Genomic DNA, 25,460 nt, shown 5'->3' on the forward strand with positions numbered 1-25,460 from the left:
GAATGAACCCCGACGGTGAGCGTGCGTGAAGGTGTTGCAGACAGCAGGAGGCCGCAAGACCGGCGCGCACCCGCCCACCGCGGGAGTAGCCAACAGGCGTTCCAGGCCGGTCTCCGGGCTTGCGAGGGTCGTGAGTCATTCACCTTCCCATGCCCGGGGCACAGTGGTCTGTCGAATGCCTTGCTCGCTTACCGTTGCGGGGGCAGCGCCGGACTACCCGCACGAGGCGAGGCACCGGCTTCCCGTTTAACCCCTGGCGCGGCGGCCAGGGACACCTGAAAACAAGGGGCGCATATGAGCATTTATGCGTGGACGAGTCAATGTGGGCGCGGGCGACCCCGCTCCCACCGGTCCACAAGCTATGCGCCGCTCTGGTCGCGCTTGGACACCAGCGTCAGGATGTCGTAGCTGGCCACCAGCTCACCCAGCTGGTTGGTCACTTCCACGTCCCAGGCCACCACACCCTGGGGCTGGCCCAGCGGGCTGGCCTTGCCCTGGTCGATCTTGCGCTTGCAGGTCAGCCGCGCTTGTATCGTGTCGCCGATCCCCACCGGGGTGATGAAGCGCAGGCTGTCCAGGCCGTAGTTGGCCAGCACCGGTCCTTCGCCGGGAGAGACGAACAACCCGGCCGCCGCCGACAGCACGAAGTAGCCATGGGCGATGCGCTTGCCGAACTGCGACTGTTTTGCCGCGATCTCGTCGAAGTGCATGTAGAAGTGGTCACCCGACAGGCAGCCGAAGCTGACCAGGTCGGCCTCGGTGACGGTGCGACGATGGGTGAGCAGCGACTCGCCGATGCGCAGGTCGTCGAAATGGCGGCGGAAGGGATGGACCTCGGTCTCGATCACCTCGGCGCCACGCACGTATTCGCCGGTCACGGCCATCAGCATGCTCGGCGAGCCCTGCACGGCGGCGCGCTGCAGGTAATGCTTCACCGCGCGCAGGCCGCCCAGTTCCTCGCCACCGCCCGCGCGGCCCGGGCCGCCGTGCTTGAGCTGCGGCAATGGCGAGCCATGCCCGGTGGACTCCCTGGCCGCCTCGCTGTCGAGCACCAGCAGCCGTCCGTGCCAGGCCGCCGCCTGTGGGATCGCCTTGGCCGCCACGGCGCGGTCGGCGGTCACCAGGGTCGCCACCAGGCTGCCTTTGCCACGGGCGGCCAGGGCCAGGGCTTCGTCCAGGTCGTCGTAGGCCATCAGCGTGCTCACCGGGCCGAACGCCTCGATATCGTGGGCACCTCCATCGGCGTGGGGATCGCGTGCCAGCAGCAGGGTCGGGGCGAAGAACGCGCCCTCGGCCACGTTGTCACCGACCGGGGCGAAGCCGTCGCTGGCGCCAAGCAGCTGGTCGCAACTGTCCAGCAACTGGCGCACGCGCTCGGCGACATCGCGCTGCTGGTCGTGGGAGGCCAGGGCGCCCATGCGCACGCCCTCGACCGACGGATCGCCCACCACCACCTTGCGCAGGCGCTCACGCAGCCGCGAGGCCACCGCGTCCACATGCCTGGCGGGAACGATGGCGCGGCGGATCGCCGTGCACTTTTGCCCGGCCTTGGTGGTCATCTCCCGCGCCACTTCCTTGATGTACAGCTCGAACGCCTCGCTGTCGGGGCTGACGTCCGGGCCGAGGATGGCGCAGTTGAGCGAGTCGGCCTCGGCGGTGAAAGGCACCGAGTTGCGCACCAGGTTCGGGGTGACGCGCAACCTGGCGGCAGTGTCGGCGGAGCCGGTGAAGGTGACCACGTCCTGGCCCTGCAGGCGGTCGAGCAGGTCGCCGGTGCCGCCGATCACCAGTTGCAGGCTGCCGGTCGGCAGCAGGCCCGATTCGTTCATCAGGCGCACCACGGCCTCGGTCAGGTAGCTGGTGGCCGTGGCCGGTTTGACGATGCACGGCATGCCGGCGAGGAAGGTCGGGGCGAACTTTTCCAGCATGCCCCAGATCGGGAAGTTGAAGGCGTTGATATGCACGGCCACGCCGGTGCGCGGCACCAGAATGTGACTGCCGACGAAATGGCCCTGCTTGCCCAGCGCAATCGCCGGGCCTTCATGTACCAGGTTGCCCGACGGCAGCTCACGGCGGCCCATGCTGGAATAGGCGAACAGCGTGGCATTGCCGCCCTCGATGTCGATCCAGCTGTCGGCGCGGGTGGCCCCGCTGTGGTGGGAGAGGGCGTACAGCTGTTCCTTGCGTTCGGCGAGGTACAGCGCCAGGGCTTTCAGGCGCGCGGCGCGCTGCTGGAAGTCCATGGCCAGCAGTTGTCGCAGGCCCTGGGCCCGGGCGAAGTCCACGGCCTCGGCAAAGTCCGGGCGTTCTTCATGGCTGTAGGCCAGGACATGGCCATCGAGGGCGCTGCGCAGGGCTTGGGCGCCGTGCTGGCCGATCCAGCGGCCGGCGATGAAGCTTTGCAGGGTAGGGGCGGCGGACATGCTGTTCTCCATGCGGTTCTAATGGACAGGCGCGCGATTACCACAGCGCCAGGGTGTAGCCGATGATCAGGCGGTTCTCGTCCACGGCGTTGGTCAGGCCATTGCCGGAACGGAAGGTGACGTTGCGCCAGCGCAGGCTGACGTCCTTGAACGGCCCGCTCTGGATGACGTAGGTGATGTCGGTGTCGCGCTCGCGCTCGCGGCCGTTGCTGACCGTGGCGGTTTCGGCGTGGCGGCCGTCGGTGTAGCGGGTCATGAAACTCAGGCCGGGGATGCCCATGGCGACGAAGTCGTAGTCGTAGCGCAGCTGCCAGGAGTCGAGCCCGGCGCGGGTGAAGGTGTTGTAGGTGACCAGGTTGACGGTGTACGGATCGCCGCCGTTGAGGAACGGAAAGGCACTGTCGCCGGACATCTGCTGCCAGGTGGCGGTGAACTTGTGGGCCTTCACGCCCAGGGTGAACATGGCGTTGAAGTTGCGGTTGTCGATGCGCCCGGCGCGTTCGGCGCCATCGCCACGGCTGTCGAAGTAGCGCAGGTCGCTGCGCAGGCTGACACCCTCGGCCAAGGGCTGGGTATGCAGAAAACCGACATATTGCTGGCGATAGATGTCCTCGAGCTTGGCGTAGTAGTAGCTGACGCTGGCCTGCGGGGTGATGGCGTAGCTGCCGCCGCCGAAGTCGAAGTGGTCGCTGCTGGCGGCGCCGTAGCCGATATCGTCGCGCCCGGAGGAGTCGCGCAGGTTGGCCTTGGTCAGGCGGCCGCCGTTGAAGGTCAGGCCGTCCAGTTCCTGGCTGGTCAGCAGGCCGCCCTGGAAGGTCGACGCGAGCAGGCGGGTGTCGTTGTACACCACCACCGGCAGGATCGGTTGCAGGGTGCCCAGGCGCAGGGTGCTCTTGGATACGCGCAGCTTGGCGGTCAGGCCCAGCTCGCTGTAGTCGTCCACCGGCTCCAGGCTGCGCGGCCCGTAGGGCAGCAGGCCGGTGTTGCGCCGGTCGCGGCTGGAGTCGAGCTTGATCCCCAGCTGGCCCATGGCGTCCACGCCGACCCCGACCGGGCCGTCGGTGAAGCCCGACTCGAAACGCGCGGTGAAGCCCTGGCCCCATTCCTCGGCCTTGTTCTGTGGCGCGTTGTCCTGGCGGAAGTCGCGGTTGATGTAGTGGTTGCGCAGTTCGATGCGCGCGTGGCTGTCAGCGATGAAATCCGCCATGGCCGGCAGGGGCAGGGCGAGGGTGGCCAGCCAGGCGGCTGAGGTGAGGCGCGTGCGGTTCATTATTGTTCTTCCCGACATTGTTGTTGTTCTTGAAGTCAGTGCTTGCTGGCGCCGGCGGCGCCGATACCGGTCATGGAGCGGATGAACTGGGCGAGGTAAAGTCCGCGTTCATCGCGCGCGCGCTCCGAGCTGTCGGTGACCGAGAAGGCCCAGGCGGCGAGGAAGGCCAGCGACATGGAGAACAGCGCCGGGTTGCTGTAGGGGAACAGCGCCCGCTCGTTGTGCAGCACGTTGACCCATACCGCCGGGCCCAGCACCACCAGCACGATGGCCGAGACCAGCCCGGCCAGGCTGCCGCCCACCGCGCCGCGGGTGGTCAGGCCTTTCCAGAACATCGAAAGCAGCAGCACCGGGAAGTTGACCGAGGCGGCCACCGCCAGCACCAGGCCGGAGAGGAAGGCGATGTTCTGCGACTCGAACAACAGCCCCAGCAGCACCGCGAACAGGCCGATCACCAGGGTGGCGATGCGCGACATGCGCATTTCTTCCTGTTCGCTGGCCTGGCCCTTGCGTACCACGCAGGCGTACAGGTCGTGGGACACCGCCGAGGCCCCGGACAGCGCCAGGCCGGCGACCACGGCGAGGATGGTGGCGAAGGCCACCGCCGAGATGAAACCGAGGAACAGGTTGCCACCCACGGCCTGGGCCAGGTGCACCGCGACCATGTTGCCACCGCCGATGATCGCGCCCGTGGCGTCGCGGTAGGACGGTTCGGTGCCGACCATGACGATGGCGCCGAAACCGATGACGATCAGCAGCAGGTAGAAGTAGCCGATGAAACCGGTGGCGTAGAACACGCTCTTGCGCGCTTCCTTGGCGTCGCTGACGGTGAAGAAGCGCATGAGGATGTGCGGCAGGCCCGCCGTGCCGAACATCATGCCCAGGCCCAGGGAGATGGCGTCGACCGGGTTGGACAGCAACGCCCCGGGGGCCATGATCGCCTGGCCCTTGGCGTGCACCGCCACGGCGCTGGCGAACATCGCCTCGGTGCTGAAACCGAAGTGGCGGAGCACCATGAAGGCCATGAAGGTGGTGCCCGACAGCAGCATCACCGCCTTGATGATCTGCACCCAGGTGGTGGCGAGCATGCCGCCGAAGGTGACATACAGCACCATCAGCACACCCACCAGCATCACCGCGTACAGGTAGCTGATGCCGAACAGCAGCTCGATCAGCTTGCCGGCGCCGACCATCTGCGCCACCAGGTACATCAGCGCCACGGCCAGGGTGCCGAAGGCCGAGGTCAGGCGTACCGGAGCCTGGGCCAGGCGGTAGGAGACCACGTCGGCGAAGGTGTACTTGCCCAGGTTGCGCAGGCGCTCGGCGATCAGGAACAGGATGATCGGCCAGCCGGCCAGCACGCCCAGGGCGTAGAGCAGGCCGTCGTAGCCGTTCATGAACATCATCGCCGAGATGCCGAGGAAGGAGGCGGCGCTGATCATGTCACCGGCGATCGCCAGGCCGTTCTGCATGCCGGTCAGCCCGCCGCCGGCGGTATAGAAGTCGCTGGCCGAGCGGGTGCGCAGGGCGGCCCAGCGGGTCACCAGCAGGGTGAGGCAGACGAACACCAGGAACATCGAGATGGCGGTCCAGTTCATTGCGCGCACTCCTGCCTGACCACCTCGTTGAGCGGATCGATGACGCGGTTGGCGCGGTGCATGTAGATCCCGGTGAGGGCGAAGGACAGCAGCACCATGAGCACCCCGACCAGCATGCCGACGCTGGTCACGCCACCGCTGAGGGACTGGCCGAGCACGCCGGGGGCGAAGGCCACCAGCAGGACGAAGCCATAGTAGGCGACGAGCATGGCCAGGGTCAGCGTGCCGTTGAGGCGGCGCTTGCGCCTGATCAGTTGCACGAAGGCGGGATGATTGCTGATGGAATCGATGTGTTCGGGTGTCATGGGAGCGTTCTCTCTGGCTGTTGTAATTGTTTTTCAGGTCACGCGGTATTGCTGCTTGCACCGTCCCTGTAGGAGCGGCCTTGTGTCGCGAAAGGACCGCAGAGCGGTCCCGGGATCTGCACCAATGCAGAGATTTGCCGGGGCTGCTGCGCAGCCCTTTCGCGACACAAGGCCGCTCCTACAGGGATGCCTTCAAAGCTGATCGAAATCGAGCACCACCTTGTCGCTCAGTGGATAGGTCTGGCACGACAGCACATACCCGGCCGCCACTTCGTAGTCCTCCAGGGCATGGTTGCTGTCCATTTCCACTTCGCCCTCGATCACCTTGCATTTGCACGTCGAGCACACCCCGGCCTTGCACGAGTAGGGCAGCTCGGCGCCGATGGCGTTGCCGGCGTCAAGCACGCTGCGGGTGTTGCGCGGCAGATCGAAGGCCAGGGCGCGACCGTCGCTGATCACGGTGACGTGGCTGACCGCCGAGTCCACCTGGCGCGCTGCCTCGCGGGCCTCGCGACGGGCCTCGCCACCGGTGGCGGCGAACAGCTCGAAGTGGATGCGATCCCTGGCCAGGCCGTTGGCCTGCAGGCTCTCGCGCACGGTCTCGGTCATCGCCTGGGGGCCGCAGATGAAGGCGGCGTCCAACGCCTTCACGTCGAGCCAGCGGGAGAACAGCTGCCGGCACTTGTCGGTGTCGATGCGACCGTTGTACAGGTCGACATCCTGCTGCTCGCGGCTGAACACGAAGATCAGGTTGAGGCGGTCCAGGTACTGGTTTTTCAGGTCTTCCAGGCGATCGCGGAACAGCGCGCTGTTGCTGGCCCGGTTGCCGTACAGCAGGGTGAAGCGGCTGTGCGGCTCGCTGGCCAGCGTCGTGGCGATCAGCGACAGGATCGGCGTGATGCCGCTGCCGGCGGCCACGCCGAGGTAATGGCCCTGGCGTGCCGGGTCCAGCGGCACGAAGAAGTTGCCCGACGGTGGCATTACCTCGAGCTGCTGGCCGGCCTTGAGCACTTCGTTGGCGAAGGCCGAGAAGCGTCCGCCCGGCACACGCTTGACGGCGACCCGCAGCTCGCCGTCCTGCACTGCGCTGCAGATCGAGTAGGAGCGGCGTACCTCTTCATCGTTCAGGTGGGTGCGCATCACCAGGTACTGCCCTTGGGTGAAGCGGAAGTCGTCGCGCAGGTGCGCGGGCACGTCGAAGGCGATGGACACCGCGTCGCGGGTCTCCTGGCGCACCTGCTTGACGGTCAGGTGGTGAAACTGGCTCATGGCGTTCTCCACGGCTCAAAGGCATTTGAAATAGTCGAACGGTTCCAGGCAGGCGCGGCAGCGATACAGGGCCTTGCAGGCGGTGGAGCCGAATTGGCTGAGCAGCTCGGTGCGCGCGCTGCCACATTGCGGGCAGCACACGCTGGGTTGCCCGCGCAGGCTGGCGCTGCCCGCAGGTGGAGCGATGCCGTAGGCGCGCAGGCGCTCGCGGCCCCGCTCGCTGATCCAGTCGGTGCTCCAGGCCGGAGCAAGCCGGCGTTCCAGCGCGGGCCGGGCGAACCCGGCCTGTTCCAGGGCCTGGCGGATGTCGCCCTCGATCACCTCGGTGGCCGGGCAACCGGAGTAGGTCGGCGTGACCACCAGGTGCAGGTGACCGGCGCGCCAGTCGAGGTCGCGGACGATACCCAGATCGACCACGCTGACCACCGGCACTTCCGGGTCCATCACCTCGGCCAGCACCGCCCAGGCGTGGGCCAGGTCGCCTTCGCGCAGGGCGCGGGCGCCACGGTCGCCGACGATCAGCTCACCAGGTCGCATCGGGATAGGCTCGCGGCAGGAACTGCATTTCGGCCAGCAGCAGGCCCAGGTGTTCGGTGTGCAGGCCCTTGCGCCCGTCCAGGTAGAAGTGGCGGGCGGCCTGGGGCAGCGGCAGTTCGACCGAGGCGAAGATCGCGCCGACCGAGGCCTGCCAGCGCTGGGCGACCTGCGCCGGGTCGGCGGCGATGCGGGCCTGGGCCAGTTGCACTTCGCTGTCGCTGGCGATCTTCAGCTCGACGGTGAAACGCCACAGCGCCGGGATGGCGTCGAGCATGCGTCGACGGCTTTCCTCGGTGCCGCCGCCCAGGCGCTGTACCCATTCGCCGGAGCGACGCAGGTGGTACGTCACTTCCTTCAGGGCCTTGGCGGCGATACCGGCGATGCGTTCGTCGCGGGAGGCGCAGAGGCCTTCGAGCACGGCGTGGTGCCAGGCATCGTAGAAGAACTGCTTGAGCATGGTCACGGCATAGTCGCCGTTGGGTTGCTCGACCAGCAGCAGGTTGCGGTAGGCCCGCTCGTCACGGCGAAAGGCGAGGGCGTCGGCGTCGCGACCGTCATCCTGCAGCTCGGCGGCATACTCCAGCCAGTTGCGCGCCTGCCCGACCAAGTCGAGGCCGACGTTCATCAGCGCCAGTTCTTCCTCCAGCGCCGGGGCCTTGCCGCACCACTCGCACAGGCGCTGGCCCTGGACCAGGGCAGTGTCGCCGAGCAGCAGCAGGTATTGGATCAGTGCTTGCTTGTGCATGGCGCGCCTCACATGTGTCCGACTTCGGCCGGCAGCTCGTAGAAGCTGGCGTGGCGGTAGACTTTGTCGTCCGCGGGGGCGAACAGCGGATCCTTTTCGTCGGGGGACGAGGCGGTGATCAGGGCCGAGGGCACCACCCACAGGCTCACGCCCTCGCTGCGGCGGGTGTACAGCTCGCGGGCGTTCTCGATGGCCATGGCGGCGTCGGCGGCGTGCACGCTGCCGACGTGCTTGTGGTTCAGGCCGTGCTTGCTGCGCACGAAGACTTCAAACAGGGTCCAGACAGACATCGGGTTCTCTCCGCATCATTCGCCGCTTCAGGCGGCGTTCTTGTTCTGTTGCTTGCGCGCATAGGCGACGGCGGCCTCGCGGACCCAGGCGCCGCTTTCGATGGCGTTGCGCCGGGTGGCCAGGCGTTCCTGGTTGCACGGACCGTTGCCCTTGATCACTTCGTAGAACTCGTCCCACTGGATTTCGCCGAAGTCGTAGTGACCACGGGCCTCGTTCCACTGGAGCGCGGGGTCCGGCGCGGTGCAGCCGAGCAGTTCGAGCTGGGGCACGGTCTGGTCGATGAAGCGCTGGCGCAGTTCGTCGTTGGTCTGGCGCTTGATCTTCCAGGCCATGGACTGGGCGCTGTTGGGTGAGTGCTCGTCGCTGGGGCCGAACATCATCAGCGCTGGCCACCACAGGCGGTCGATGGCGTCCTGGACCATGTCCTTCTGCGCCTGGGTGCCGTGACGCATCATGGTCAGCAGCAATTCGTAGCCCTGGCGCTGGTGGAAGCTCTCTTCCTTGCAGATGCGGATCATCGCGCGAGAGTAAGGGCCGTAGGAGGTGCGCTGCAGCACCACCTGATTGACGATCGCAGCGCCGTCCACCAGCCAGCCCACCGCGCCCATGTCGGCCCAGCTCAGGGTCGGGTAGTTGAAGATGCTCGAATACTTGGCCTTGCCGCTGTGCAGCCTGGCCACTTCCTCGTCGCGGTCGGCGCCGAGGGTCTCCATGGCGCTGTACAGGTACAGGCCATGGCCGGCCTCGTCCTGGATCTTGGCCATCAGCTGCAGCTTGCGCTTGAGCGATGGAGCGCGGGTGACCCAGTTGCCTTCCGGGAGCATGCCGACGATCTCGGAGTGGGCGTGCTGGGAGATCTGGCGGATGAGGGTCTGGCGGTAGGCGTCGGGCATCCAGTTCTTGGCTTCGATCTTGATTTCGGCGTCGATCTTTTCCTGGAAGGCGCGTTCTTCGGGCGACATCTCTTCCAGTGTCTTGAGGCGTTTGACGCCGGTTTCCACTAGCTGTGCGTACATGTTCGGGCTCCCGGTTGTGGGCTGCTTGGGGCGTGGGTCATTTATAAGCGATACAAAACACAACATCAAACAGTATTTGATGTATCAAATAATATTTGTGTATCGCATTGGGCTTGTCGGGGCTGCTGCGCAGCCCTATCGCGACACAAGGCCGCTCCTACAGGGGGAATGCGATCTCCTCTGTAGGAGCGGCCTTGCGTCGCGAAAGGGGCGCAAAGCGCCCCCAGCTTTCTAAAGGCCAAAAAAAGCCCCGGACCATGCCAGGGCTCCCTTCTAAGCGCTTGCTGTCAGCCAGCCAACCGCTTGTCATACACATGACAAGCCTTGCCCTCGGAACGCTTCAGCGTGCCGCACGGCTGTAGATGGATCTGCGTGCTGATGCCGATATAGGTCTTGATCTGCCGCGCCAGTTCACCCACCACCTGCTTGCGCTGGCCATCGTCGAGGTACTGGCTGTCGTTGCGCAATTCGACATGCACTTCCACGCTGTCCAGGTTGCCATTGCGATACAGATGTATCTCATAAAGTTCTGAAAGCTGTTTTATCTTGAGTACCTGTTCCTCGATCTGCGTCGGGAACACGTTGACCCCGCGAATGATCAGCATGTCGTCGCTTCGCCCGGTGATCTTGCCGATGCGCCGCATCGGTCGCGCCGTGCCGGGCAGCAGGCGGGTGAGGTCGCGGGTGCGGTAGCGCACCATGGGCAATGCTTCCTTGCTCAGCGAGGTGAACACCAGCTCGCCGAGCTGGCCGTCCGGCAGCACCTCGCCGCTCACCGGGTCGATGATCTCGGGGTAGAAGTGGTCTTCCCAGATGGTCGGGCCGTCCTTGCTCTCGATGCATTCCATGGCCACGCCGGGCCCCATGATTTCCGAGAGACCATAGATGTCGAGGGCATCGATGCCCAGGCGCTGTTCGATGGATCGGCGCAGCTCGTCGGTCCAGGGTTCGGCGCCGAAGATGCCCAGGCGCAGCCTCAGGTCGTGCGGGTCGATGCCCTGGCGTTCGATCTCGTCGGCCAGGTTGAGCATGTACGACGGCGTGACCATGATGATGTCCGGCTGGAAGTCGCGGATCAGCTGTACCTGCTTCTCGGTCTGGCCGCCGGACATGGGGATCACCGTGCAGCCCAGGCGCTCGGCGCCGTAGTGCGCGCCAAGCCCGCCGGTGAACAGGCCATAGCCGTAGGAGACATGCACTTTGTCGCCCCTGCGCCCGCCGGCGGCACGGATCGAGCGCGCCACCACGTTGGCCCAGGTATCGATGTCGTTCTGGGTATAGCCGACCACCGTCGGCTTGCCGGTGGTGCCGCTGGAGGCGTGCAGGCGCACCACCTGATCCTGGGGCACGGCGAACATGCCGTAGGGGTAGTTGTCGCGCAGATCGCTCTTGCCGGTGAAGGGGAATTTCGCCAGGTCGTCCAGTGACTTCAGATCGTCGGGGTGGACGCCTGTGGCGTCGAAGCGTTGGCGGTACAGCGGCACGTTGGCGTAGGCATGGCGCAGGCTCCAGCGCAGGCGCTCCAGCTGGTGCTGGCGCAGCGCGTCGACGCTGGCGGTCTCCATCGGGTCGAGCAGGGCACGTTCGGCATCGTGGTAGAGGTTCATGGTTTCACTCGATTTGTTCTTGTCGTGGGCTGGGGCCCTGAGTGTCATGGGGCAGCATACTGCCCGCGTCGCGTGGCGTCTCTTGTGGCTGATCAGAGGCGTTCGATCACCAGGGCGATGCCCTGGCCGACGCCGATGCACATGGTGCACAGGGCGTAGCGGCCTCCCGTCGCTTCCAGCTGGTGCAGGGCGGTGGTCACCAGCCGCGCACCGCTCATGCCCAGCGGGTGCCCCAGGGCGATGGCGCCACCATTGGGGTTGACCCGGGGATCGTCGTCGTCCAGCCCCAGCTGGCGCAGCACGGCCAGGGCCTGGGCGGCGAAGGCTTCGTTGAGCTCGATCACATCCATGTCGGCCAGCGCCAGGCCGGTCAGTTCCAGCACTTTGTGGGTCGCCGGGACCGGGCCAATGCCCATCAGGCGCGGTTCGACGCCCGCCACGGCGAGGCCAAGCACCCGGCCACGGGCTTTCAGGTCGTGGCGCCGCGCCGCTTGCGCACTGGCCAGCAGCAGGGCGCAGGCACCGTCATTGACCCCGGAGGCATTGCCGGCGGTGACGCTGCCGCCGTCGCGGAACGGCGTGCCCAGGCGGGCGAGTTGTTCCAGGGAGGTATCGCCTCGTGGGTGTTCGTCCTGTTCCACGCGCCTGGGCGGCCCTTTGCGCTGGGGAATCTCGACCGCCACGATTTCCTGCGCCAGGCGGCCATCGGCTTGGGCGGCAGCGGCCTTGAGCTGGCTGCGCAAGGCGAAGGCGTCCTGGTCCTCGCGGGAGATGCCGAACTGCGCCGCGACGTTCTCGGCGGTCTCGGGCATCGAGTCGATCCCGTATCGCGCCTGCATCAGCGGATTGACGAAACGCCAGCCGATGGTGCTGTCGAACAGCTCTGCGCCACGGCCGAAGGCCTGCTCCGACTTGCCCATGACGAACGGCGCCCGCGACATCGATTCGACGCCGCCGGCCAGCATCAGCCCGGCTTCGCCACAGCGCAAAGCGCGGGCCGCGATGCCGATGGCGTCCAGGCCCGAGCCGCACAGACGGTTGACCGTGGTGCCGGGCACGCTGATCGGCAACCCGGCCAGCAGGCTGGCCATGCGCGCCACGTTGCGGTTGTCTTCGCCGGCCTGGTTGGCGCAGCCGAGGATCACATCGTCGACGGCCGCCCAGTCCAGTTCGGGGTGACGTGCGATCAGGGCCTTGATCGGCGCCGCGGCCAGGTCGTCGGGACGCACGCTCGACAGCGCGCCGCCGTAGCGGCCGATGGGCGTGCGCACGGCATCGATGATCAGGGCGTGGGGCAGGGGGGCGTCAGTCATGGGAGCTCTCCGGGGTCAGCACGCTGCCGCGCACCTTGTAGGACTTGCCGTGGAACAGGGCGATCAGCTCGCCCTGCTGGTTCTCGATCCGCACGTCGTAGTTGCCGGTGCGGCCCTTGCGGCTCTGTTCGCTGGCCGTGGCCAGCAACTGCTCGCCAAGGCGCGCCGGCGCCACGTAGTCGATGCCGCAGCCCAGGGCCACGGCAGCTTCGTCGTAGCTGTTGCAGGCGAAGGCGAAGGCCGAGTCGGCGAGGGCGAACAGGTAACCGCCATGACAGGTGCCGTGGCCCTGGATCATGTCGGCGCGCACCGTCATGCCCAGGCGGGCGCTGCCGGGGCCGGCGTCGAGCAGCTCGATGCCCAGGCCCTGGCTGGCGGCGTCGCGGGCGAACATGGCCTGGGCGCAGGCGCGGGCCAGGTCGGCGGGGGAATGGTCAGGCATGCAGGCGGCCTCCTTCGGCGTGGGTGCGGCGCAGCAGCAGGGACGGGCGGTAGCGCTCCTCGCCGTAGCTGCGTTGCAGGTTGTCGAGCACGCGCAGGGTGTGACCGATGCCCAGGCTGTCGGCCCAGGCCAGCGGGCCGCGCGGGTAGTTCACCCCGGCGCGCATGGCCAGGTCGATGTCAGTGGGCGAGGCGACGCCTTGCAGTACTGCGTCGGCGGCCTCGTTGGCGAGCATGGCCACGGTGCGCAGCACCACCAGCCCGGGCAGGTCGGCCACCACGCAGACCTTCAGGCCAGCCTGGTCGAGCAAGGCGACAGCCTGGTCGAGCGCGGTGGCGCTGCAGTCGGCGCTGTGGCTGATGGCCAGGCGCGTGGCGTTGGCGTAGTCCAGGGCCAGGTCCAGCAGCACCAGGTTGCGCAAGCCATCCTCACGTGCGCGCTGGCTGGCCATGCGCCCGTCGGACAGCGCCAAGGTCGCCTCGCCGACCTGCAGCAGGCCGCTGCCGGCGCGCTCGGTGACATGGATGCCGCTGCCGCGCAAGCGCTCGATCAGCGGCTGCAAGGCGCCGAGATCACCTTGCGCCGCGCAGCGCTCGACGGTCGCCGAGCTGGCCAGCTCTGCCGGGCGTGGTCGTTCAGTGCCGTCGTCGTACCGATAGAACCCCTGGCCGCTCTTGCGTCCAAGGCGTCCGGCATCGACCAGTTCCTTCTGCAGCAGCGACGGCTGGAAGCGCAAATCGCCATAGAAAGCTTCGAACACCGAGCAGGTCACGGCGTAGTTGACGTCGTGGCCGATCAGGTCGGTGAGCTCGAAGGCGCCCATGCGAAAGCCACCGGCGTCGCGCAGCAGGGCGTCGAGGGTGGCGCAGTCGGCGGCGCCTTCCTGCAGCAGACGCAGGCTTTCGGCATAGAAGGGGCGGGCCACCCGGTTGACGATGAAGCCCGGTGTCGAGCGGGTACGCACCGGTTGCTTGCCCCAGGCCCTGGCAGTGTCGTACAGCGTGGTCGCCATGGCTGCGGGGGTGGCCAGCCCGGAGATGATTTCCACCAGCGCCATCAGCGGCGCCGGATTGAAGAAGTGCATGCCGATGACCCGCTCCGGCCGCTGAAGCCCGGCGGCGAGGCGGGTGATCGACAGCGACGAGGTATTGCTGGCCAGGATGCAGTCTGCATCGCACAGGGTTTCGAGCTGGCGCAGCAGTTCCTGCTTGATCGGCAGGCTTTCGACGATGGCTTCGATCACCAGTCGGGCATCGGCCAGGGCGTCCAGGCTGTCGGCCGGCTGCAGGCGCTCGCGGATGGCTTCACGGGCGCCAGGCGCGAGCTTGCCTTTTTCCACGAGCCGGCCGAGTTGGCGGTCGATGCCCTCGATGGCCTGGGCGGCAGCGCCGGGGCGGTTGTCATACAGGCGCACCGGATGACCCGCCTGAGCCGCCACCTGGGCGATGCCGGCGCCCATGGCGCCCGCGCCGATCACCGCCACCAGGGCATCGTTGTCGAGTGCGGCCATGCTCAGCACCCCTTGAACGCAGGCGCGCGCTTGTTCATGAAGGCGCTGACGCCTTCGCGATAGTCCTCGCTGCGCCCGGCCAGGCGCTGCAGGTCGCGCTCAAGCTCCAGCTGCTCGTCGAAACGGTTGTCGTGGCTCTGGTTGAGGGCGCGCTTGATCAGGGCCAGGCCATAGGTGGGCTGGGTCGCGAGGTGGCGGGCGAGCTCGAGCGCTTCGTCACGCAGCGCGGCGTCATCCACCACCCGGTGGATCAGCCCCCACTGTTCGGCCTGCTCGGCGCTCAGGCGCTCGCCCAGCATGGCCAGCGCCTTGGCCCGGGCCAGGCCGACCAGGCGTGGCAGCAGCCAGGTGCCGCCGGAGTCCGGCACCAGGCCGATCTTGCAGAACGCCTGGATGAAGTTTGCCGAACGCGCGGCCAGCACCAGGTCGCAAGCCAGGGGCAGATTGGCCCCGGCGCCGGCGGCCACGCCGTTGACCGCACAGATCACTGGCAACGGCAGGTCGCGCAGGGTGCGCACCAGTGGGTTGTAGAACTGCTCGATGGACTGACCCAGGTCAGGCATGTCGGTGCCGGGCGCGACATTGCGCTCGGCCAGGTCCTGGCCGGCGCAGAAGCCGCGACCTTCGCCGGTCAGCAGCAGCACGCGGGCGTGCTCGCTGTGGCGCACCTGTTGCAAGGCTTCACGCACCTCCAGGTGCATCGCCGCATTGAAGCTGTTGAGCTGCTCGGGCCGGTTCAGCGAGAGAAGGGCGACGCCGTCGTCCTCGATGGAAAACAGGATGTGTTCGAAAGGCATGACTGGCTCGCTCCGTCAGTCGGTGGGAGGCTTACAGCCCTTGGAATCGGGCTGGGCGTTTTTCCTGGAAGGCGCGGATGCCTTCGTCGCGGTCGGCGGTGCCGGCCAGCAGGGTGAAAGCGTGTCGCTCGAAGCGCAGGCCGCCGGCCAGGTCCATGTCCTGGGCCCTGAGCAGCGCCTCCTTGGCCAGGCGCACCGCCAGCGGCGCCTTGGCGGCGATGCTGCTGGCCACCTGCAGGGCGCGCTCGACGGTCAGTTCCGGCTGGGTGACTTCGCTGACCAATCCGGCCTGCAGGGCATGGCGGGCGTCGATGGCTTCGCCACCGAGCACCATCTGCATGGCCAGCGGCTTGCCCACGGCGCGTAGCAGGCGCTGGGTGCCGCCGGCGCCGGGGATGATGCCGAGGTTGATTTCCGGCTGGCCGAAACGGGCATCGCTGCCGGCGATGACGATGTCGGCGCACATCACCAGTTCACAGCCACCCCCGAGGGCGAAGCCGTTGACCGCGGCGATCAGTGGTTTGGGAAAGGCGGCAATGCGCTGCCAGCAGGCCACGCGCGGATCGTTGAGGATGCCGACCAGGTCGCGCGCGGCCATCTCGTTGATATCGGCGCCAGCGGCGAAGGCCTTGCGGTTGCCGGTGATGACCACGGCGCGGGTCTGCGGGTCGTGCTCGGCCGCCTCCAGCTCGCCGGCCAGCTCGGCCAGCAGCGCGGTGTTCAGGGCGTTGAGGGCTTGCGGGCGTTGCAGGGTGATCAGGCGGACACCGTCCGCCGGAGCCTGCACGACAAGGTTGCTTGGCATGGTGGTACCTCAGGCTGCACGTTCGGCGCCGGCTGCGACCGGCTTTTCTTGGGGTTGTTTGCGGTGCTGGAGGCAAGTATATGTGCAATGCGATACATAAAATCAACATATAAATTAGATTTATGTATCTGTAATTTTGAGGGTGGTGTATCGCTGCTCAAGCCAGCTTCCACGCTGCATCGCCTGCCAAGACTTTTGTTGAAGCAAGAAGGCCTCGCGCTGAGGTGTTCGTTGTGCTCGTGCCTGGTGAGAAAAGCGATACAGTGCCGAGGCATTGACTAAGTGATTTGTTCTGATACAGGATCGACCGACTTTCTGAATCGCATCGAGAACCCAGCCCATGCCCTGCTATCGCCTCGACGGCCTGACCCCCGTGGTCCATCCCAGTGCCTACGTACACCCCAGTGCCGTGCTGATCGGCGACGTCCTTGTAGGCCCGAACTGCTATATCGGCCCCCTGGCCTCGCTGCGCGGCGATTTCGGGCGAATCATCCTGGAAGAAGGGGCCAACCTGCAGGACACCTGTGTCATGCATGGCTTCCCCGGCGGCGATACGGTGGTCGAGCGCAACGGCCACATCGGCCATGGCGCAGTACTGCACGGCTGTCGCGTGGGTGAGGACGCGCTGGTCGGCATGAATGCGGTGGTCATGGATGGCGCCCATGTCGCCCCGCGCTCCATCGTCGCGGCCACCGCTTTCGTCAAGGCGGGTTTCCAATGCCCGCAACGGAGCCTGGTGGTCGGTGCGCCGGCCACGGTGAAACGTTCGCTCAGCGATCAGGAGCTGGCCTGGAAACAGCGCGGCACTGCCGAGTATCACAGCCTGGCCCGGCGTTGCATGAGCGCGCTGGTCGAGTGCCCGCCGCTGAGCGCGCCCGAAGCCGAGCGCCCGCGCATGAGCGATTCAGGCGTCCGGCCCAAGGCCGAGGGTGGCGCATGAGCCTTGCGCGGTCGCGGCAGGCAGGTATAGTCGAGGCTTTAGCCGTGCCTCGTTCACTCATGAGCAGCCTTGCCTCCCTGAATCACCTGATCACCCGCTTCCAGGAGCAGACGCCGATCCGCGCCAGCTCACTGATCATCACCCTGTATGGCGATGCCATCGAACCCCATGGCGGCACGGTCTGGCTGGGCAGCCTGATCAACCTGCTGGAGCCGATGGGCATCAACGAGCGGTTGATCCGCACCTCGATCTTCCGCCTGACCAAGGAAGGCTGGCTGACCGCCGAGAAGGTCGGTCGGCGCAGCTACTACAGCCTCACCGGTACCGGGCGGCGGCGTTTCGAGAAAGCCTTCAAGCGCGTCTACAGCGCCAGCCTGCCGGCCTGGGATGGCGCCTGGACGCTGGTCCTGCTGTCGCAGCTCGACGCCGCCAAGCGCAAGGCCGTGCGCGAAGAACTGGAATGGCAGGGTTTCGGCGCCCTGGGCGTGAACCTGCTGGGCTGCCCGCGCAGCGATCGCGCCGACCTCGCCGCCACCCTGCGCGAGCAGGAAGCCGAGGACGACTGCATCGTCTTCGAGACCCACGCCCAGGAAGTGCTGGCGTCCAAGGCCTTGCGTGCCCAGGTGCGGGAAAGCTGGAACATCGAGGAGCTGGGGCGGCACTACAGCGAGTTCATCCGCCTGTTCCGCCCGTTGTGGCAGGCGATGCAGGATCTGGAGTCGGCCAGCCCGCAGGACTGCTTCCTGGCCCGAACGCTGCTGATCCATGAGTACCGCCGCCTGCTGCTGCGCGATCCGCAGTTGCCGGACGAGTTGTTGCCGGGGGATTGGGAGGGGCGTGCGGCGCGCCAGTTGTGCCGCAACCTGTATCGGCTTGTGCAGGGCAGGGCGGAGGTGTATCTGGCCAGCGCGCTGGAGACCGCCGACGGGCCATTGCCGGATGCCAACGAGAGTTTCCATCGGCGTTTTGGCGGGCTTGGCTGATTCGATTTCGGCGAGGTTGCGAAGTGACGACATCGGGCAATGTCTTGCGCAGGGGGCAGGCCGGCATGGCTGACCCCTGCCCAGAGCACGCTACTGCTTGCGCTGCTCGTATTGCCGTATCAGATCTCTCGCCTTGCGGATCTCTGATCTGGCTTCCTGGCGATGCGATTCAAAGCTCGTCTCTCTCATGAGGTTGTCTTTCAGCAGGCGAAAATCAATGACCAGCGCCCTTCCCTCGTGCGCCGCATGCTTGTTGGTGGGGTCTACAAACACATTTTTCCCGCGTACGACGATGCCGTGCTTATCGAAAGCATCTTCGATCGTGGATATGTAACCTTCGATCAGTTTCTCTGCCGCGTCGACTTCTGCGGAAAACTCCTGTACGAGATCGTCCTTCGACAAGTTCGCTGCTTGCTGGATTTTTTTTCCGGTGTGGTACCACCAGGTGACAGGCACGGAAATTGGCGAGGAGGCGCTTCCTAGCGCTTCTAGCCCTTGACCGATCGCATAATTGCCAGCTTTGTCGATTCCCTTGTCGCGAAGGTGCGAACGCTCAAATTGATGCGCCAATGTTTCTTTCACGATCTGCCAATAGCTCTGCTTGTTTTTGTTCAGACTCTTGGAAATGGAAGTGCCAGGCACAGGTCCATAGGCTGGTGAGATCTGCTTTGCCGCCTCTTTTGCGAGGAAACCAAGTATGAAGGCACCTCCTGGTCCCGCCACGGCGCCTGCCGCGGATCCCAGCGCACCAAAAATCGACCCCGTGACTTCCGTGACAGCCATGGAAACAGTGCTGTAGGCAATTGTCGTGGATTTGGAATCGAGAAAATTCCCCACTTCATTGGTGGCTTTCTGCAGTACGCCGGAGGCCGACTTGAGAGCCTTGTAGGTCTGGGAGTACTCCTCACGAACGCTCTTGAGCTGAGCCCTTTCATCAGGACTGTGCTGGCGACCGCCGTTGACTGGGGAGAGCCCAGTCGCATCGGTCAATGTCAGCGGGTTGTTGCGCACCATGCGATAGAGGTTCAACCCATCGATGGTGCCTGCGGGGTCGGCGCTCAACCAGCGCCCGGCCCACGGCTGATAGTAGCGATAGCCGTAGTAGTACAACCCTGTGGCATCACGCTCCTTACCTGCATAACGGGCCGTCTTGTACCGTGCCTCCAGTTGATTGCGCGCGGCCCAGACCGAGGTTCCACCAAACGGGTAGTACTCTTCCTGGCTGATCACCAGGCCATCGTCGTCCAGCTCCAGCCCGGCACTCGCGATCAGGTCGCCATGGCTGTAGCGCAACGCGTCGTTGCTCAGGCCGTCCGGCATGCCGTGTTCCCAGTGCAACCCGCGCACCTGGGCGCCTCCCGCGTCGTCATGAAGGACGACATGCAGCGCTTCGGCCAGGGTCTCGCCGTTGTATCGGGTCTGTAACTCCAGGAGCGGCAGGTAGAGGGTCCGTTGCTGTTGGACGGTATTGCTCGAATGTCGATGGCCGAGTTTCTCCACCCGCTGGCTGGCGGCGTCGTAGCGGTAGGTTTCATCATCGCCGGCGGACGCTGCGCGGGCCACCTGCACCACCTGCGCAAGCTCGTCGCGATGGGTCCAGCGCAGCGGTTGCCCTGGTTGCAGGTAGCGCTGACCACCCGGGGCGAAGAAGAAATTGTCGACCGTGGCGGGGTCGTCGGTCAGCGTGCTTGGCACGGCGCGATTGCTGCGCTCGGAAACCGTCATGTCCAGCGTGTAGCCGGTGTCGGGGGCGGGCGAACGATGGCTGATGCGGGTGAGGTTGCCACCCCGATCGTATTGATAGCCGCGGGTGTAGTGGGTATAGGCGCCATCGCTGGCGGGCAGGGGGATGGTGGCGCAAGGCAGGTGCTGTCCCTGGCGTGCGATACCGGCCAGTTCGCGGCCGCTGGCGTGGACCAGCTGGTAGAGGCTGTCGTACCGGTAGTGGCTTTCGGGCACCACCTTGCGGTTGTGCCAGAAACGTGTGGCTTGCGCGTCGTTGCGCACACTCAGCACGTTGCCCACCGGATCGTAGTCGTAGCGCAGGTCCTGCAGCACTTTCGCCCCGCTGCGGTGACCGGCGGGGCGCGCGGTCCTGATCCCGACGAGCCGCTGCGTACGGGGCTCGTAGGCATAGGTGACCACCACGCCGTTGCCCTGTTCCTCGCGCAGTTTGCGGCCCTCGGCGCAATACGCCGCCGACCTGAGGACACACCGCTCGGTACCACTGCCAAGCGTCAGCCAGCTCTGGCACAGGCGGCCGGCGACGTCATACCGGCTGCGGCGTTTGTGGCCCTTGGCGTCGGTGCGCTGCAACAGTGTTCCGGTGGCGTCCGCGTGGCTCATGGTGGTGAAGGCGGCGGGCGCCAGCAAGGCCTCCCAGGCCGACTCGTCCTGCCCCTGCCAATTTGCCGCGTGGCCGTCGGCGAGCAGCCTGCGCGTCGACGACAGCGACGCTCCGCTCAAGCCAGTGCTGTCCTGCAGCATGCATCCGGCCGTGTCGTAATGGCGCACCGGCATGCCGGCCTGGTTGCGATCCTTGGCCGCCTGATCGTTTCCTTGCCAGATGAACCGTTCGGTGATGCGCGGCGCCTGGCCGCCGACGAGCTCGTCGATACCCAGCAGGCGTCCGGGCAGCGGCGCCGCCTCGTACCAGCTGCGCTGGCTGACGCCGCTGGCGTTGATCCTGATCAGCGCGCGCCCATCGATATCCGAGAGGCCCAAGGTTCGGCCAGCATCGACGCTGTCGGCCCGCAGCACCTCGCCGCCCAGCGCGGCATGCAAGGTGAGATTGGCCGCGCCAGACCCGTGCAGGCGCGGGTCGATGCTGCTGGCAAGGTGCCCCAGGTCGTCGAAGCGCTGGCGGGTGATGCGCAGATCGACCAGCGCTGGGGTGTCCGGGTGACGATGGAAAGCGATTTCGCGTATGCCCAGGCCCCGCGTGTCGCGGACGATCACAGCCGGGGTTCCCTGATGAAGTGAAAGATCTGTGCTGCTCATGCGGCGTTCTCCTCTGGCGGCTGACGTCGTGCCAGCCGCGACCCGGTCAGGCTACGCAGGCGCAGCATGGCGGGGAGCGGGGGAAAACTGCCCATTCTTGTAGCAGCGCCGCGCACATGGTCCGTTTGAGGGATGCCAACCCCCGATCCCCTTGTTGCAATGCCTCGCGCGCCCCGGTAACCGGGGCGATCAGAGGAGAACAACAAGATGAATCAGGACCTCTTGCGTCAACAGCTGCGCGAGCGCGCCCGCGAACTGGTGCCGGTGCTGCGCGAGCGTGCCGAGCAGGCGGCGCGGCTGGGCCGCCTGCCGGAAGACACCCTGGCCGACTTCCACCAGGCTGGCTTCTTTCGCATCCTGCAGCCGGCCCGCTGGCAGGGGCTGGAGCTGGAGCCCAGGGACTTCTTCGACGTCCAGATGATCCTCGCCGAAGGCTGCATGTCGTCGGCCTGGGTGCTCGGCGTGGTGGCGATCCACAACTGGCAGCTGGCGCTGTTCGACGACCGCGCGGCCGAAGATGTCTGGGGGCGGGACAGCAGCGTGCTGATCTCGTCCTCGTACATGCCGGTGGGCAAGGTCGAGCGTGTGGAGGGCGGATTCCGCCTCAGTGGTCGCTGGGGATTCTCGTCCGGCAGCAGGCATTGCCAGTGGGCCTTCCTCGGCGCCCTGGTGCCGCCAGAGGAACCGGGCGGGGCGCCGGACTACCGCACCTTCCTGGTACCGCGCAGTGACTACCAGGTCCTCGACAACTGGGACGTGATGGGCCTGGAAGCCACTGGCTCCCATGACGTGCTGGTGGAGGGCGCCTTGGTGCCCGAATACCGCACCCACCGTGCCGCCGATGGCTTCATGCAGCAAAGTCCGGGCAATGCGGTGAACACCTCGCCCCTGTATCGCCTGCCATTCGGGCAGATCTTCGTGCGCGCGGTGTCGTCCTCGGCGATCGGCGCGCTGCAGGGCGCGGTGGATCAGTTCATCGCCCACAACCGCGCGCGGGTGGCGGTCAACGACGGGCGCAAGATGCTCCAGGACCCGGCCGCCCAGGGCGCGCTGGCCAACGCCATGGTCTGCGTCGACGAATGCCGCACCGTGCTGCTGCGCAACTTCGAACTGATGCTCGACAGCGCACGTGCCGGCGTCCCGCTGGCCATGCAGGCGCGGGTGAAGATGCGCTATGACTCGGCGCTGGTGGCCGATCGCTGCGCCAAGGCGGTGGCCGAGCTGATGTTCAACAGCGGCGCCGCCACCATCTTTCGCGAGCACCCGATCAACCGCGCCTTCCGCGACATCCACACCGGCCGCGCCCATGTCGCCAACAGCCCGGCCAAGTACGCCTGGAACCTGGGCGGCGTGAGCATGGGCCAGGACAGCAGCGACTTCTTCCTCTGACGCGGCGGGCGAGCACCGAAACCGGCTAGTCCATTTGCGGGATTCGAGCGCCCCGGCGATGCCAGAGGATGTGGCCAAGGCCGGCAGTGCCGGCCACCGCCCCCGGAACAACAAGGAACGCACATGAAATTCTCGCTGATATACGAAGCCCAGACGATCGATGCCAGCCGCGAAGGCGACCGCAGGATCTTCGATGACACCGTCGAGCAGGCCGTGCTGGCCGACCAGCTGGGCTTCGACACTTTCTGGTGCGTGGAGCACACCGCGCTGACCAACTACTCGCACATGTCCGCGCCGGAAACCATGCTGGCCTTCGTCGCCGGCAAGACCGAACGCATCGGCATCGGCCACGGCGTGGTGTGCCTGCCGCCGGCCATGAATCACCCGGTCAAGGTGGCCGAGCGCATCGCCACCCTCGACCTGCTGTCCAAGGGCCGTGTGCACTTCGGCGTGGGCAAGGGCGGTACCCAGCAGGAGGCCGGCACGTTCGGCTACGACCTGGCGACCCTGCAGCCACAGATCGACGAGGCGATGTACCTGATCCCGAAGATGTTCGTGCAGGACGAGATCGAGCACCACGGTGACTTCGTCAAGATCCCGAAACGACCGATCCACCCCAAGCCGTACCAGGATCCGCACCCACCGATGTACCTGGCCTGCACCAACACCGAGTCGCTGAAGAACGCCGGTGGCCGCGGCATGGGCGCGCTGGTGCTGGGCTTTGGCGGCCCCGAGGAGATCGCCAAGAAGGTCGCGGTGTACCACGAGGCCTTCGACAACCGTGACGTCCGCAACCAGGTGGGCTTTCGCCCCAATCGCCATATCGCCGCGCTGTGCCCGGCCATCGTCCTGGATGACAACGAGGCCGCGCGAAGCATCGGCATTCGCGGTCAGCGCTACTTCATGGAGTCGCTGGGCTACTGGTACGGCGGCGGCGAGCGTCCGGACCCGGAAAAGTGGAAGGACGACACCTACGTCGATGGCAATGGCCAGGCGGTGATCAAGTCGCGCTTCGCCTCCGAGGAGGTCCGTGTCGACTTCTCCGACCCGACCATGGCGATGATGAACCCCAACCACGCCTACGGCACCGTGGAGGACTGCATCGGCTACGTGCAGCGCCTGATCGACGCCGGCGCCGACGAGATCCTGTTCATCTGCCAGATGGGCACCGTCCCGCAGTGGGCGCAGCTGGAGACCCTGCGCAACATCGGCGAGAAGGTCATCCCGCACTTTCGCAAGGCCAATTGATGCCGTGCCAGGCATGAGCGGATGAGTCGGCAAGGTCCTGTGGGTGCGGGTAAACCCGCTACCACAGGCGCCGCCTGGCTCAGGTTAGTCCCATCGGACGATGCCGGCCACGCCCCCGCTGGCTCAAATGACGGCACATCCACCACAACGACAATGATAAGGAGACAGCCCATGGATATCCGTGGCCTGGGGTACGTCACCGTGCGTTCCACCGACCTGCGGCAATGGCGTCACTACGCCAGCCAGGTGCTGGGCATGATGGTGGTCGAGGCACAGGGCGGCGACCAGTTGCTGCTGAAGATGGACGAACGCCCCTATCGCCTTTTGGTGCAGCACGACGCCCAGGACGGCTTCGGCGCCTGCGGCTGGGAGGTTCCGGGCCAGGCCGCCTTCGACCAGGCCGTGGCCGAGTTGCGCGCCGCCGGGGTGGCGGTGGAGCAGGGCAGTGGCGAGCTCGCCGTGCAGCGCCAGGTGCAGGCGCTGGCCTCGTTCGCCGACCCGGATGGCAATCGGCATGAGCTGTACTGGGGGCCGCGCCAGGACTTCGCCCGCTTCGTCTCGCCGGTGGGCGTGCGCGGTTTCGTCAGCGACGCCCTGGGCATGGGCCACGTGGTGCTGCCCGCGCCAACCTTCGAGCGCTGCCGCGATTTCTACGAACAGGTCATGGGCTTCGGCCTCTCGGACCTGATGAAAGTGCGTTTCACCCCCGACCCGGCCGAGCCGGAAAAACGCATCCACTTCATGCACTGCAACAACGCTCGCCATCACTCCCTGGCGATCTTCGAATGCCCGGTGCCCAGCGGGTGCGTGCACCTGATGGTCGAGGTCGCCGGCCTGGACGAGGTCGGCCGCGCCCTGGACCGGGTGCACGCCCACGGCGTCAAGCTCACCGCCACCTTGGGCCAGCACACCAACGACCAGATGATCTCCTTCTACATGCGCACTCCGTCCGGCTTCGACCTGGAGTACGGCTGCGACGGCCTGGTGGTCGACTGGAGTCGCCACACGCCGTTCGAAAGCACGGTGGTCAGCCAGTGGGGCCACGATTTCAGCGTCGGCCGTCAATGAGGACAACAGCCATGGACAAACAGATGACCACCGCCCAGATGGTCGCCCGGCTGCGCGACGGCATGACCCTCGGCATAGGCGGCTGGGGCCCTCGGCGCAAGCCCATGGCCCTGGTGCGCGAGATCCTGCGCTCGGACCTCAAGGACCTGACCATCGTCGCCTACGGCGGCGCCGATGTCGGCCTGCTGTGCGCCGCCGGCAAGGTGAAGAAGCTGGTGTTCGCCTTCGTCTCGCTCGATTTCATCCCCCTCGAGCCGCACTTTCGCAAGGCGCGCCAGGCCGGTGCCCTGGAGGTGATGGAGATCGACGAAGGCATGCTGCTGCTGGGCCTGCGCGCCGCAGCCATGAACGTGCCGTTCATCCCGACCGCCGTGGGCCTTGGCACCGATGTGCTGCGCCACAACCCGGGGATCAAGCTGGTCGCCTCGCCTTACGCCGACGACCGTGACTGGGTCGCGATGCCGGCGCTCAAGCTCGATGCGGCGCTGGTCCACGTGGACCGTGCCGACGCCCGCGGCGTGTGCCAGATCACCGGCCCCGACCACTACATGGACGACCTGTTCGTGCGCGCCGCGACGGACACCTACGTCACCTGCGACGAGCTGCTCGACAGCGCCTGGCTGCATGCCGACCCGGCTCGTGCCCACCAGGTGTTCTGGGAACGCAACCTGACCACGGCGGTGGCCCTTGTGCCGGGCGGCGCGCACCCTTCGTCCTGCGCGCCGCTGTACGGCTTCGATGTGCCGCACTTCAAGGCCTACGCCGCCTCGGCGCAGAGCGAGCAGGGCTGGCAGGCCTACGTCGCGCAATACGTGAACTGCACCCACACCCAGTACCTGGAGCGCTGCGGTGGCCTCGAGGCCATCCGCCAGCTGCCCCTGCCGGTTTTCTGAGCGAGGACGCC

Annotated in this window: 21 protein-coding genes, 1 pseudogene and 1 riboswitch; of the genes and pseudogenes, 6 read left to right on the forward strand and 16 right to left on the reverse strand. The window is 66.5% G+C overall.

The window, feature by feature from the left end; genetic code table 11:
- Positions 1-86: 86 nt before the first annotated feature.
- A riboswitch (cobalamin riboswitch) is annotated at positions 87-294 on the reverse strand.
- Between the two features lie 65 nt (positions 295-359).
- The 15 genes and pseudogenes from paaZ to paaF form a co-directional block, all read right to left on the reverse strand.
- Entirely contained in the window at positions 360-2,423 is a 2,064-nt protein-coding gene (paaZ, locus tag N7422_RS07595) for a phenylacetic acid degradation bifunctional protein PaaZ (protein ID WP_279805956.1), read from the reverse strand.
- Positions 2,424-2,460: 37 nt separating this feature from the next.
- Positions 2,461-3,693 carry an OprD family porin gene (locus N7422_RS07600; RefSeq protein ID WP_279805957.1) on the reverse strand — a complete coding sequence of 411 codons (1,233 nt, stop codon included), beginning with the start codon at positions 3,691-3,693 and terminating at the stop codon, positions 2,461-2,463.
- Between the two features lie 35 nt (positions 3,694-3,728).
- A pseudogene (locus N7422_RS07605) lies at positions 3,729-5,297 on the reverse strand (cation acetate symporter); the annotation flags it as partial.
- Positions 5,288-5,596, reverse strand: coding sequence for a DUF485 domain-containing protein (locus N7422_RS07610; RefSeq protein ID WP_279805958.1), 309 nt, complete (start codon positions 5,594-5,596; stop codon positions 5,288-5,290). The gene N7422_RS07610 and the pseudogene N7422_RS07605, both read right to left, overlap by 10 nt.
- Positions 5,597-5,788: 192 nt before the next feature.
- Positions 5,789-6,865 (reverse strand): 1,2-phenylacetyl-CoA epoxidase subunit PaaE, encoded by a 1,077-nt coding sequence (gene paaE, locus N7422_RS07615; protein ID WP_279805959.1) that lies wholly within the window; start codon positions 6,863-6,865, stop codon positions 5,789-5,791.
- Positions 6,866-6,880: 15 nt separating this feature from the next.
- Positions 6,881-7,402, reverse strand: coding sequence for a 1,2-phenylacetyl-CoA epoxidase subunit PaaD (paaD, locus tag N7422_RS07620; protein WP_279805960.1), 522 nt, complete (start codon positions 7,400-7,402; stop codon positions 6,881-6,883).
- A complete protein-coding gene (gene paaC, locus N7422_RS07625; RefSeq protein ID WP_279805961.1) occupies positions 7,389-8,147 on the reverse strand; it encodes a 1,2-phenylacetyl-CoA epoxidase subunit PaaC in 759 nt (252 codons plus the stop codon). Before paaC ends, paaD begins: the two co-directional genes overlap by 14 nt.
- Positions 8,148-8,155: 8 nt before the next feature.
- Complete coding sequence (paaB, locus tag N7422_RS07630) at positions 8,156-8,437, reverse strand: 1,2-phenylacetyl-CoA epoxidase subunit PaaB (RefSeq protein WP_011533969.1); 282 nt, start codon at positions 8,435-8,437, stop codon at positions 8,156-8,158.
- Positions 8,438-8,464: 27 nt separating this feature from the next.
- Positions 8,465-9,454 carry a 1,2-phenylacetyl-CoA epoxidase subunit PaaA gene (gene paaA, locus N7422_RS07635; protein ID WP_279805963.1) on the reverse strand — a complete coding sequence of 330 codons (990 nt, stop codon included), beginning with the start codon at positions 9,452-9,454 and terminating at the stop codon, positions 8,465-8,467.
- 287 nt (positions 9,455-9,741) lie between these two features.
- Complete coding sequence (paaK, locus tag N7422_RS07640; RefSeq protein WP_279805964.1) at positions 9,742-11,061, reverse strand: phenylacetate--CoA ligase PaaK; 1,320 nt, start codon at positions 11,059-11,061, stop codon at positions 9,742-9,744.
- 92 nt (positions 11,062-11,153) lie between these two features.
- Positions 11,154-12,374 carry a 3-oxoadipyl-CoA thiolase gene (gene pcaF, locus N7422_RS07645; protein ID WP_279805965.1) on the reverse strand — a complete coding sequence of 407 codons (1,221 nt, stop codon included), beginning with the start codon at positions 12,372-12,374 and terminating at the stop codon, positions 11,154-11,156.
- Positions 12,367-12,816 (reverse strand): hydroxyphenylacetyl-CoA thioesterase PaaI, encoded by a 450-nt coding sequence (gene paaI, locus N7422_RS07650; protein WP_279805966.1) that lies wholly within the window; start codon positions 12,814-12,816, stop codon positions 12,367-12,369. The genes pcaF and paaI overlap by 8 nt, the downstream gene beginning before the upstream one ends.
- Complete coding sequence (paaH, locus tag N7422_RS07655) at positions 12,809-14,326, reverse strand: 3-hydroxyacyl-CoA dehydrogenase PaaH (protein ID WP_279805967.1); 1,518 nt, start codon at positions 14,324-14,326, stop codon at positions 12,809-12,811. Before paaH ends, paaI begins: the two co-directional genes overlap by 8 nt.
- Before the next feature lie 2 nt (positions 14,327-14,328).
- Positions 14,329-15,123 (reverse strand): 2-(1,2-epoxy-1,2-dihydrophenyl)acetyl-CoA isomerase PaaG, encoded by a 795-nt coding sequence (gene paaG, locus N7422_RS07660; protein ID WP_279805968.1) that lies wholly within the window; start codon positions 15,121-15,123, stop codon positions 14,329-14,331.
- 31 nt (positions 15,124-15,154) lie between these two features.
- The gene (paaF, locus tag N7422_RS07665) at positions 15,155-15,928 is read right to left on the reverse strand and encodes a 2,3-dehydroadipyl-CoA hydratase PaaF (protein ID WP_279805969.1); all 774 of its coding nucleotides are present in this window, start codon (positions 15,926-15,928) and stop codon (positions 15,155-15,157) included.
- A 340-nt stretch (positions 15,929-16,268) separates the two neighbouring features.
- On the opposite strand from paaF, the gene paaY reads away from it, so the two are divergent.
- Both paaY and paaX read left to right on the forward strand, forming a co-directional pair.
- Positions 16,269-16,868 (forward strand): phenylacetic acid degradation protein PaaY, encoded by a 600-nt coding sequence (paaY, locus tag N7422_RS07670; RefSeq protein WP_279805970.1) that lies wholly within the window; start codon positions 16,269-16,271, stop codon positions 16,866-16,868.
- Positions 16,869-16,927: 59 nt separating this feature from the next.
- The gene (paaX, locus tag N7422_RS07675) at positions 16,928-17,851 is read left to right on the forward strand and encodes a phenylacetic acid degradation operon negative regulatory protein PaaX (RefSeq protein ID WP_279805971.1); all 924 of its coding nucleotides are present in this window, start codon (positions 16,928-16,930) and stop codon (positions 17,849-17,851) included.
- Between the two features lie 90 nt (positions 17,852-17,941).
- Here the strand turns inward: paaX and N7422_RS07680 are convergent, their stop codons facing one another.
- Positions 17,942-20,851, reverse strand: a complete 2,910-nt coding sequence (locus tag N7422_RS07680) for an RHS repeat-associated core domain-containing protein (RefSeq protein WP_279805972.1) — start codon at positions 20,849-20,851, stop codon at positions 17,942-17,944.
- 207 nt (positions 20,852-21,058) lie between these two features.
- Here N7422_RS07680 and N7422_RS07685 point away from each other — a divergent pair, with 207 nt between their 5' ends.
- The 4 genes from N7422_RS07685 to N7422_RS07700 all read left to right on the forward strand — a co-directional run bounded on the left by N7422_RS07685 (position 21,059) and on the right by N7422_RS07700 (position 25,449).
- Positions 21,059-22,240, forward strand: a complete 1,182-nt coding sequence (locus N7422_RS07685) for a flavin-dependent monooxygenase (RefSeq protein WP_279805973.1) — start codon at positions 21,059-21,061, stop codon at positions 22,238-22,240.
- A 123-nt stretch (positions 22,241-22,363) separates the two neighbouring features.
- The gene (locus N7422_RS07690; protein ID WP_279805974.1) at positions 22,364-23,488 is read left to right on the forward strand and encodes an LLM class flavin-dependent oxidoreductase; all 1,125 of its coding nucleotides are present in this window, start codon (positions 22,364-22,366) and stop codon (positions 23,486-23,488) included.
- Positions 23,489-23,659: 171 nt separating this feature from the next.
- On the forward strand, positions 23,660-24,556 hold the full coding sequence (locus tag N7422_RS07695; protein WP_279805975.1) for a VOC family protein: 897 nt from the start codon (positions 23,660-23,662) through the stop codon (positions 24,554-24,556).
- Between the two features lie 11 nt (positions 24,557-24,567).
- Positions 24,568-25,449 carry a CoA-transferase gene (locus N7422_RS07700; protein WP_279805976.1) on the forward strand — a complete coding sequence of 294 codons (882 nt, stop codon included), beginning with the start codon at positions 24,568-24,570 and terminating at the stop codon, positions 25,447-25,449.
- Positions 25,450-25,460 lie beyond the last annotated feature (11 nt).

Source organism: Pseudomonas sp. GD04091 (assembly GCF_029836165.1).
Lineage (GTDB): Bacteria > Pseudomonadota > Gammaproteobacteria > Pseudomonadales > Pseudomonadaceae > Aquipseudomonas.

Bases quoted from the DNA above. Each gene is read 5' to 3' on its own strand.
- paaG (WP_279805968.1), bottom strand. From the start codon at position 15,123: ATGCCTTTCGAACACATCCTGTTTTCCATCGAGGACGACGGCGTCGCC.
- paaD (WP_279805960.1), bottom strand. From the start codon at position 7,402: ATGCGACCTGGTGAGCTGATCGTCGGCGACCGTGGCGCCCGCGCCCTG.
- paaC (WP_279805961.1), bottom strand. From the start codon at position 8,147: ATGCACAAGCAAGCACTGATCCAATACCTGCTGCTGCTCGGCGACACT.
- pcaF (WP_279805965.1), bottom strand. From the start codon at position 12,374: ATGACTGACGCCCCCCTGCCCCACGCCCTGATCATCGATGCCGTGCGC.
- paaX (WP_279805971.1), top strand. From the start codon at position 16,928: ATGAGCAGCCTTGCCTCCCTGAATCACCTGATCACCCGCTTCCAGGAG.
- N7422_RS07695 (WP_279805975.1), top strand. From the start codon at position 23,660: ATGGATATCCGTGGCCTGGGGTACGTCACCGTGCGTTCCACCGACCTG.
- paaF (WP_279805969.1), bottom strand. From the start codon at position 15,928: ATGCCAAGCAACCTTGTCGTGCAGGCTCCGGCGGACGGTGTCCGCCTG.
- N7422_RS07690 (WP_279805974.1), top strand. From the start codon at position 22,364: ATGAAATTCTCGCTGATATACGAAGCCCAGACGATCGATGCCAGCCGC.
- paaA (WP_279805963.1), bottom strand. From the start codon at position 9,454: ATGTACGCACAGCTAGTGGAAACCGGCGTCAAACGCCTCAAGACACTG.
- paaH (WP_279805967.1), bottom strand. From the start codon at position 14,326: ATGGCCGCACTCGACAACGATGCCCTGGTGGCGGTGATCGGCGCGGGC.
- paaY (WP_279805970.1), top strand. From the start codon at position 16,269: ATGCCCTGCTATCGCCTCGACGGCCTGACCCCCGTGGTCCATCCCAGT.
- paaZ (WP_279805956.1), bottom strand. From the start codon at position 2,423: ATGTCCGCCGCCCCTACCCTGCAAAGCTTCATCGCCGGCCGCTGGATC.
- paaI (WP_279805966.1), bottom strand. From the start codon at position 12,816: ATGCCTGACCATTCCCCCGCCGACCTGGCCCGCGCCTGCGCCCAGGCC.
- N7422_RS07685 (WP_279805973.1), top strand. From the start codon at position 21,059: ATGAATCAGGACCTCTTGCGTCAACAGCTGCGCGAGCGCGCCCGCGAA.
- N7422_RS07610 (WP_279805958.1), bottom strand. From the start codon at position 5,596: ATGACACCCGAACACATCGATTCCATCAGCAATCATCCCGCCTTCGTG.
- paaE (WP_279805959.1), bottom strand. From the start codon at position 6,865: ATGAGCCAGTTTCACCACCTGACCGTCAAGCAGGTGCGCCAGGAGACC.
- paaK (WP_279805964.1), bottom strand. From the start codon at position 11,061: ATGAACCTCTACCACGATGCCGAACGTGCCCTGCTCGACCCGATGGAG.
- N7422_RS07600 (WP_279805957.1), bottom strand. From the start codon at position 3,693: ATGAACCGCACGCGCCTCACCTCAGCCGCCTGGCTGGCCACCCTCGCC.
- N7422_RS07680 (WP_279805972.1), bottom strand. From the start codon at position 20,851: ATGAGCAGCACAGATCTTTCACTTCATCAGGGAACCCCGGCTGTGATC.
- paaB (WP_011533969.1), bottom strand. From the start codon at position 8,437: ATGTCTGTCTGGACCCTGTTTGAAGTCTTCGTGCGCAGCAAGCACGGC.
- N7422_RS07700 (WP_279805976.1), top strand. From the start codon at position 24,568: ATGGACAAACAGATGACCACCGCCCAGATGGTCGCCCGGCTGCGCGAC.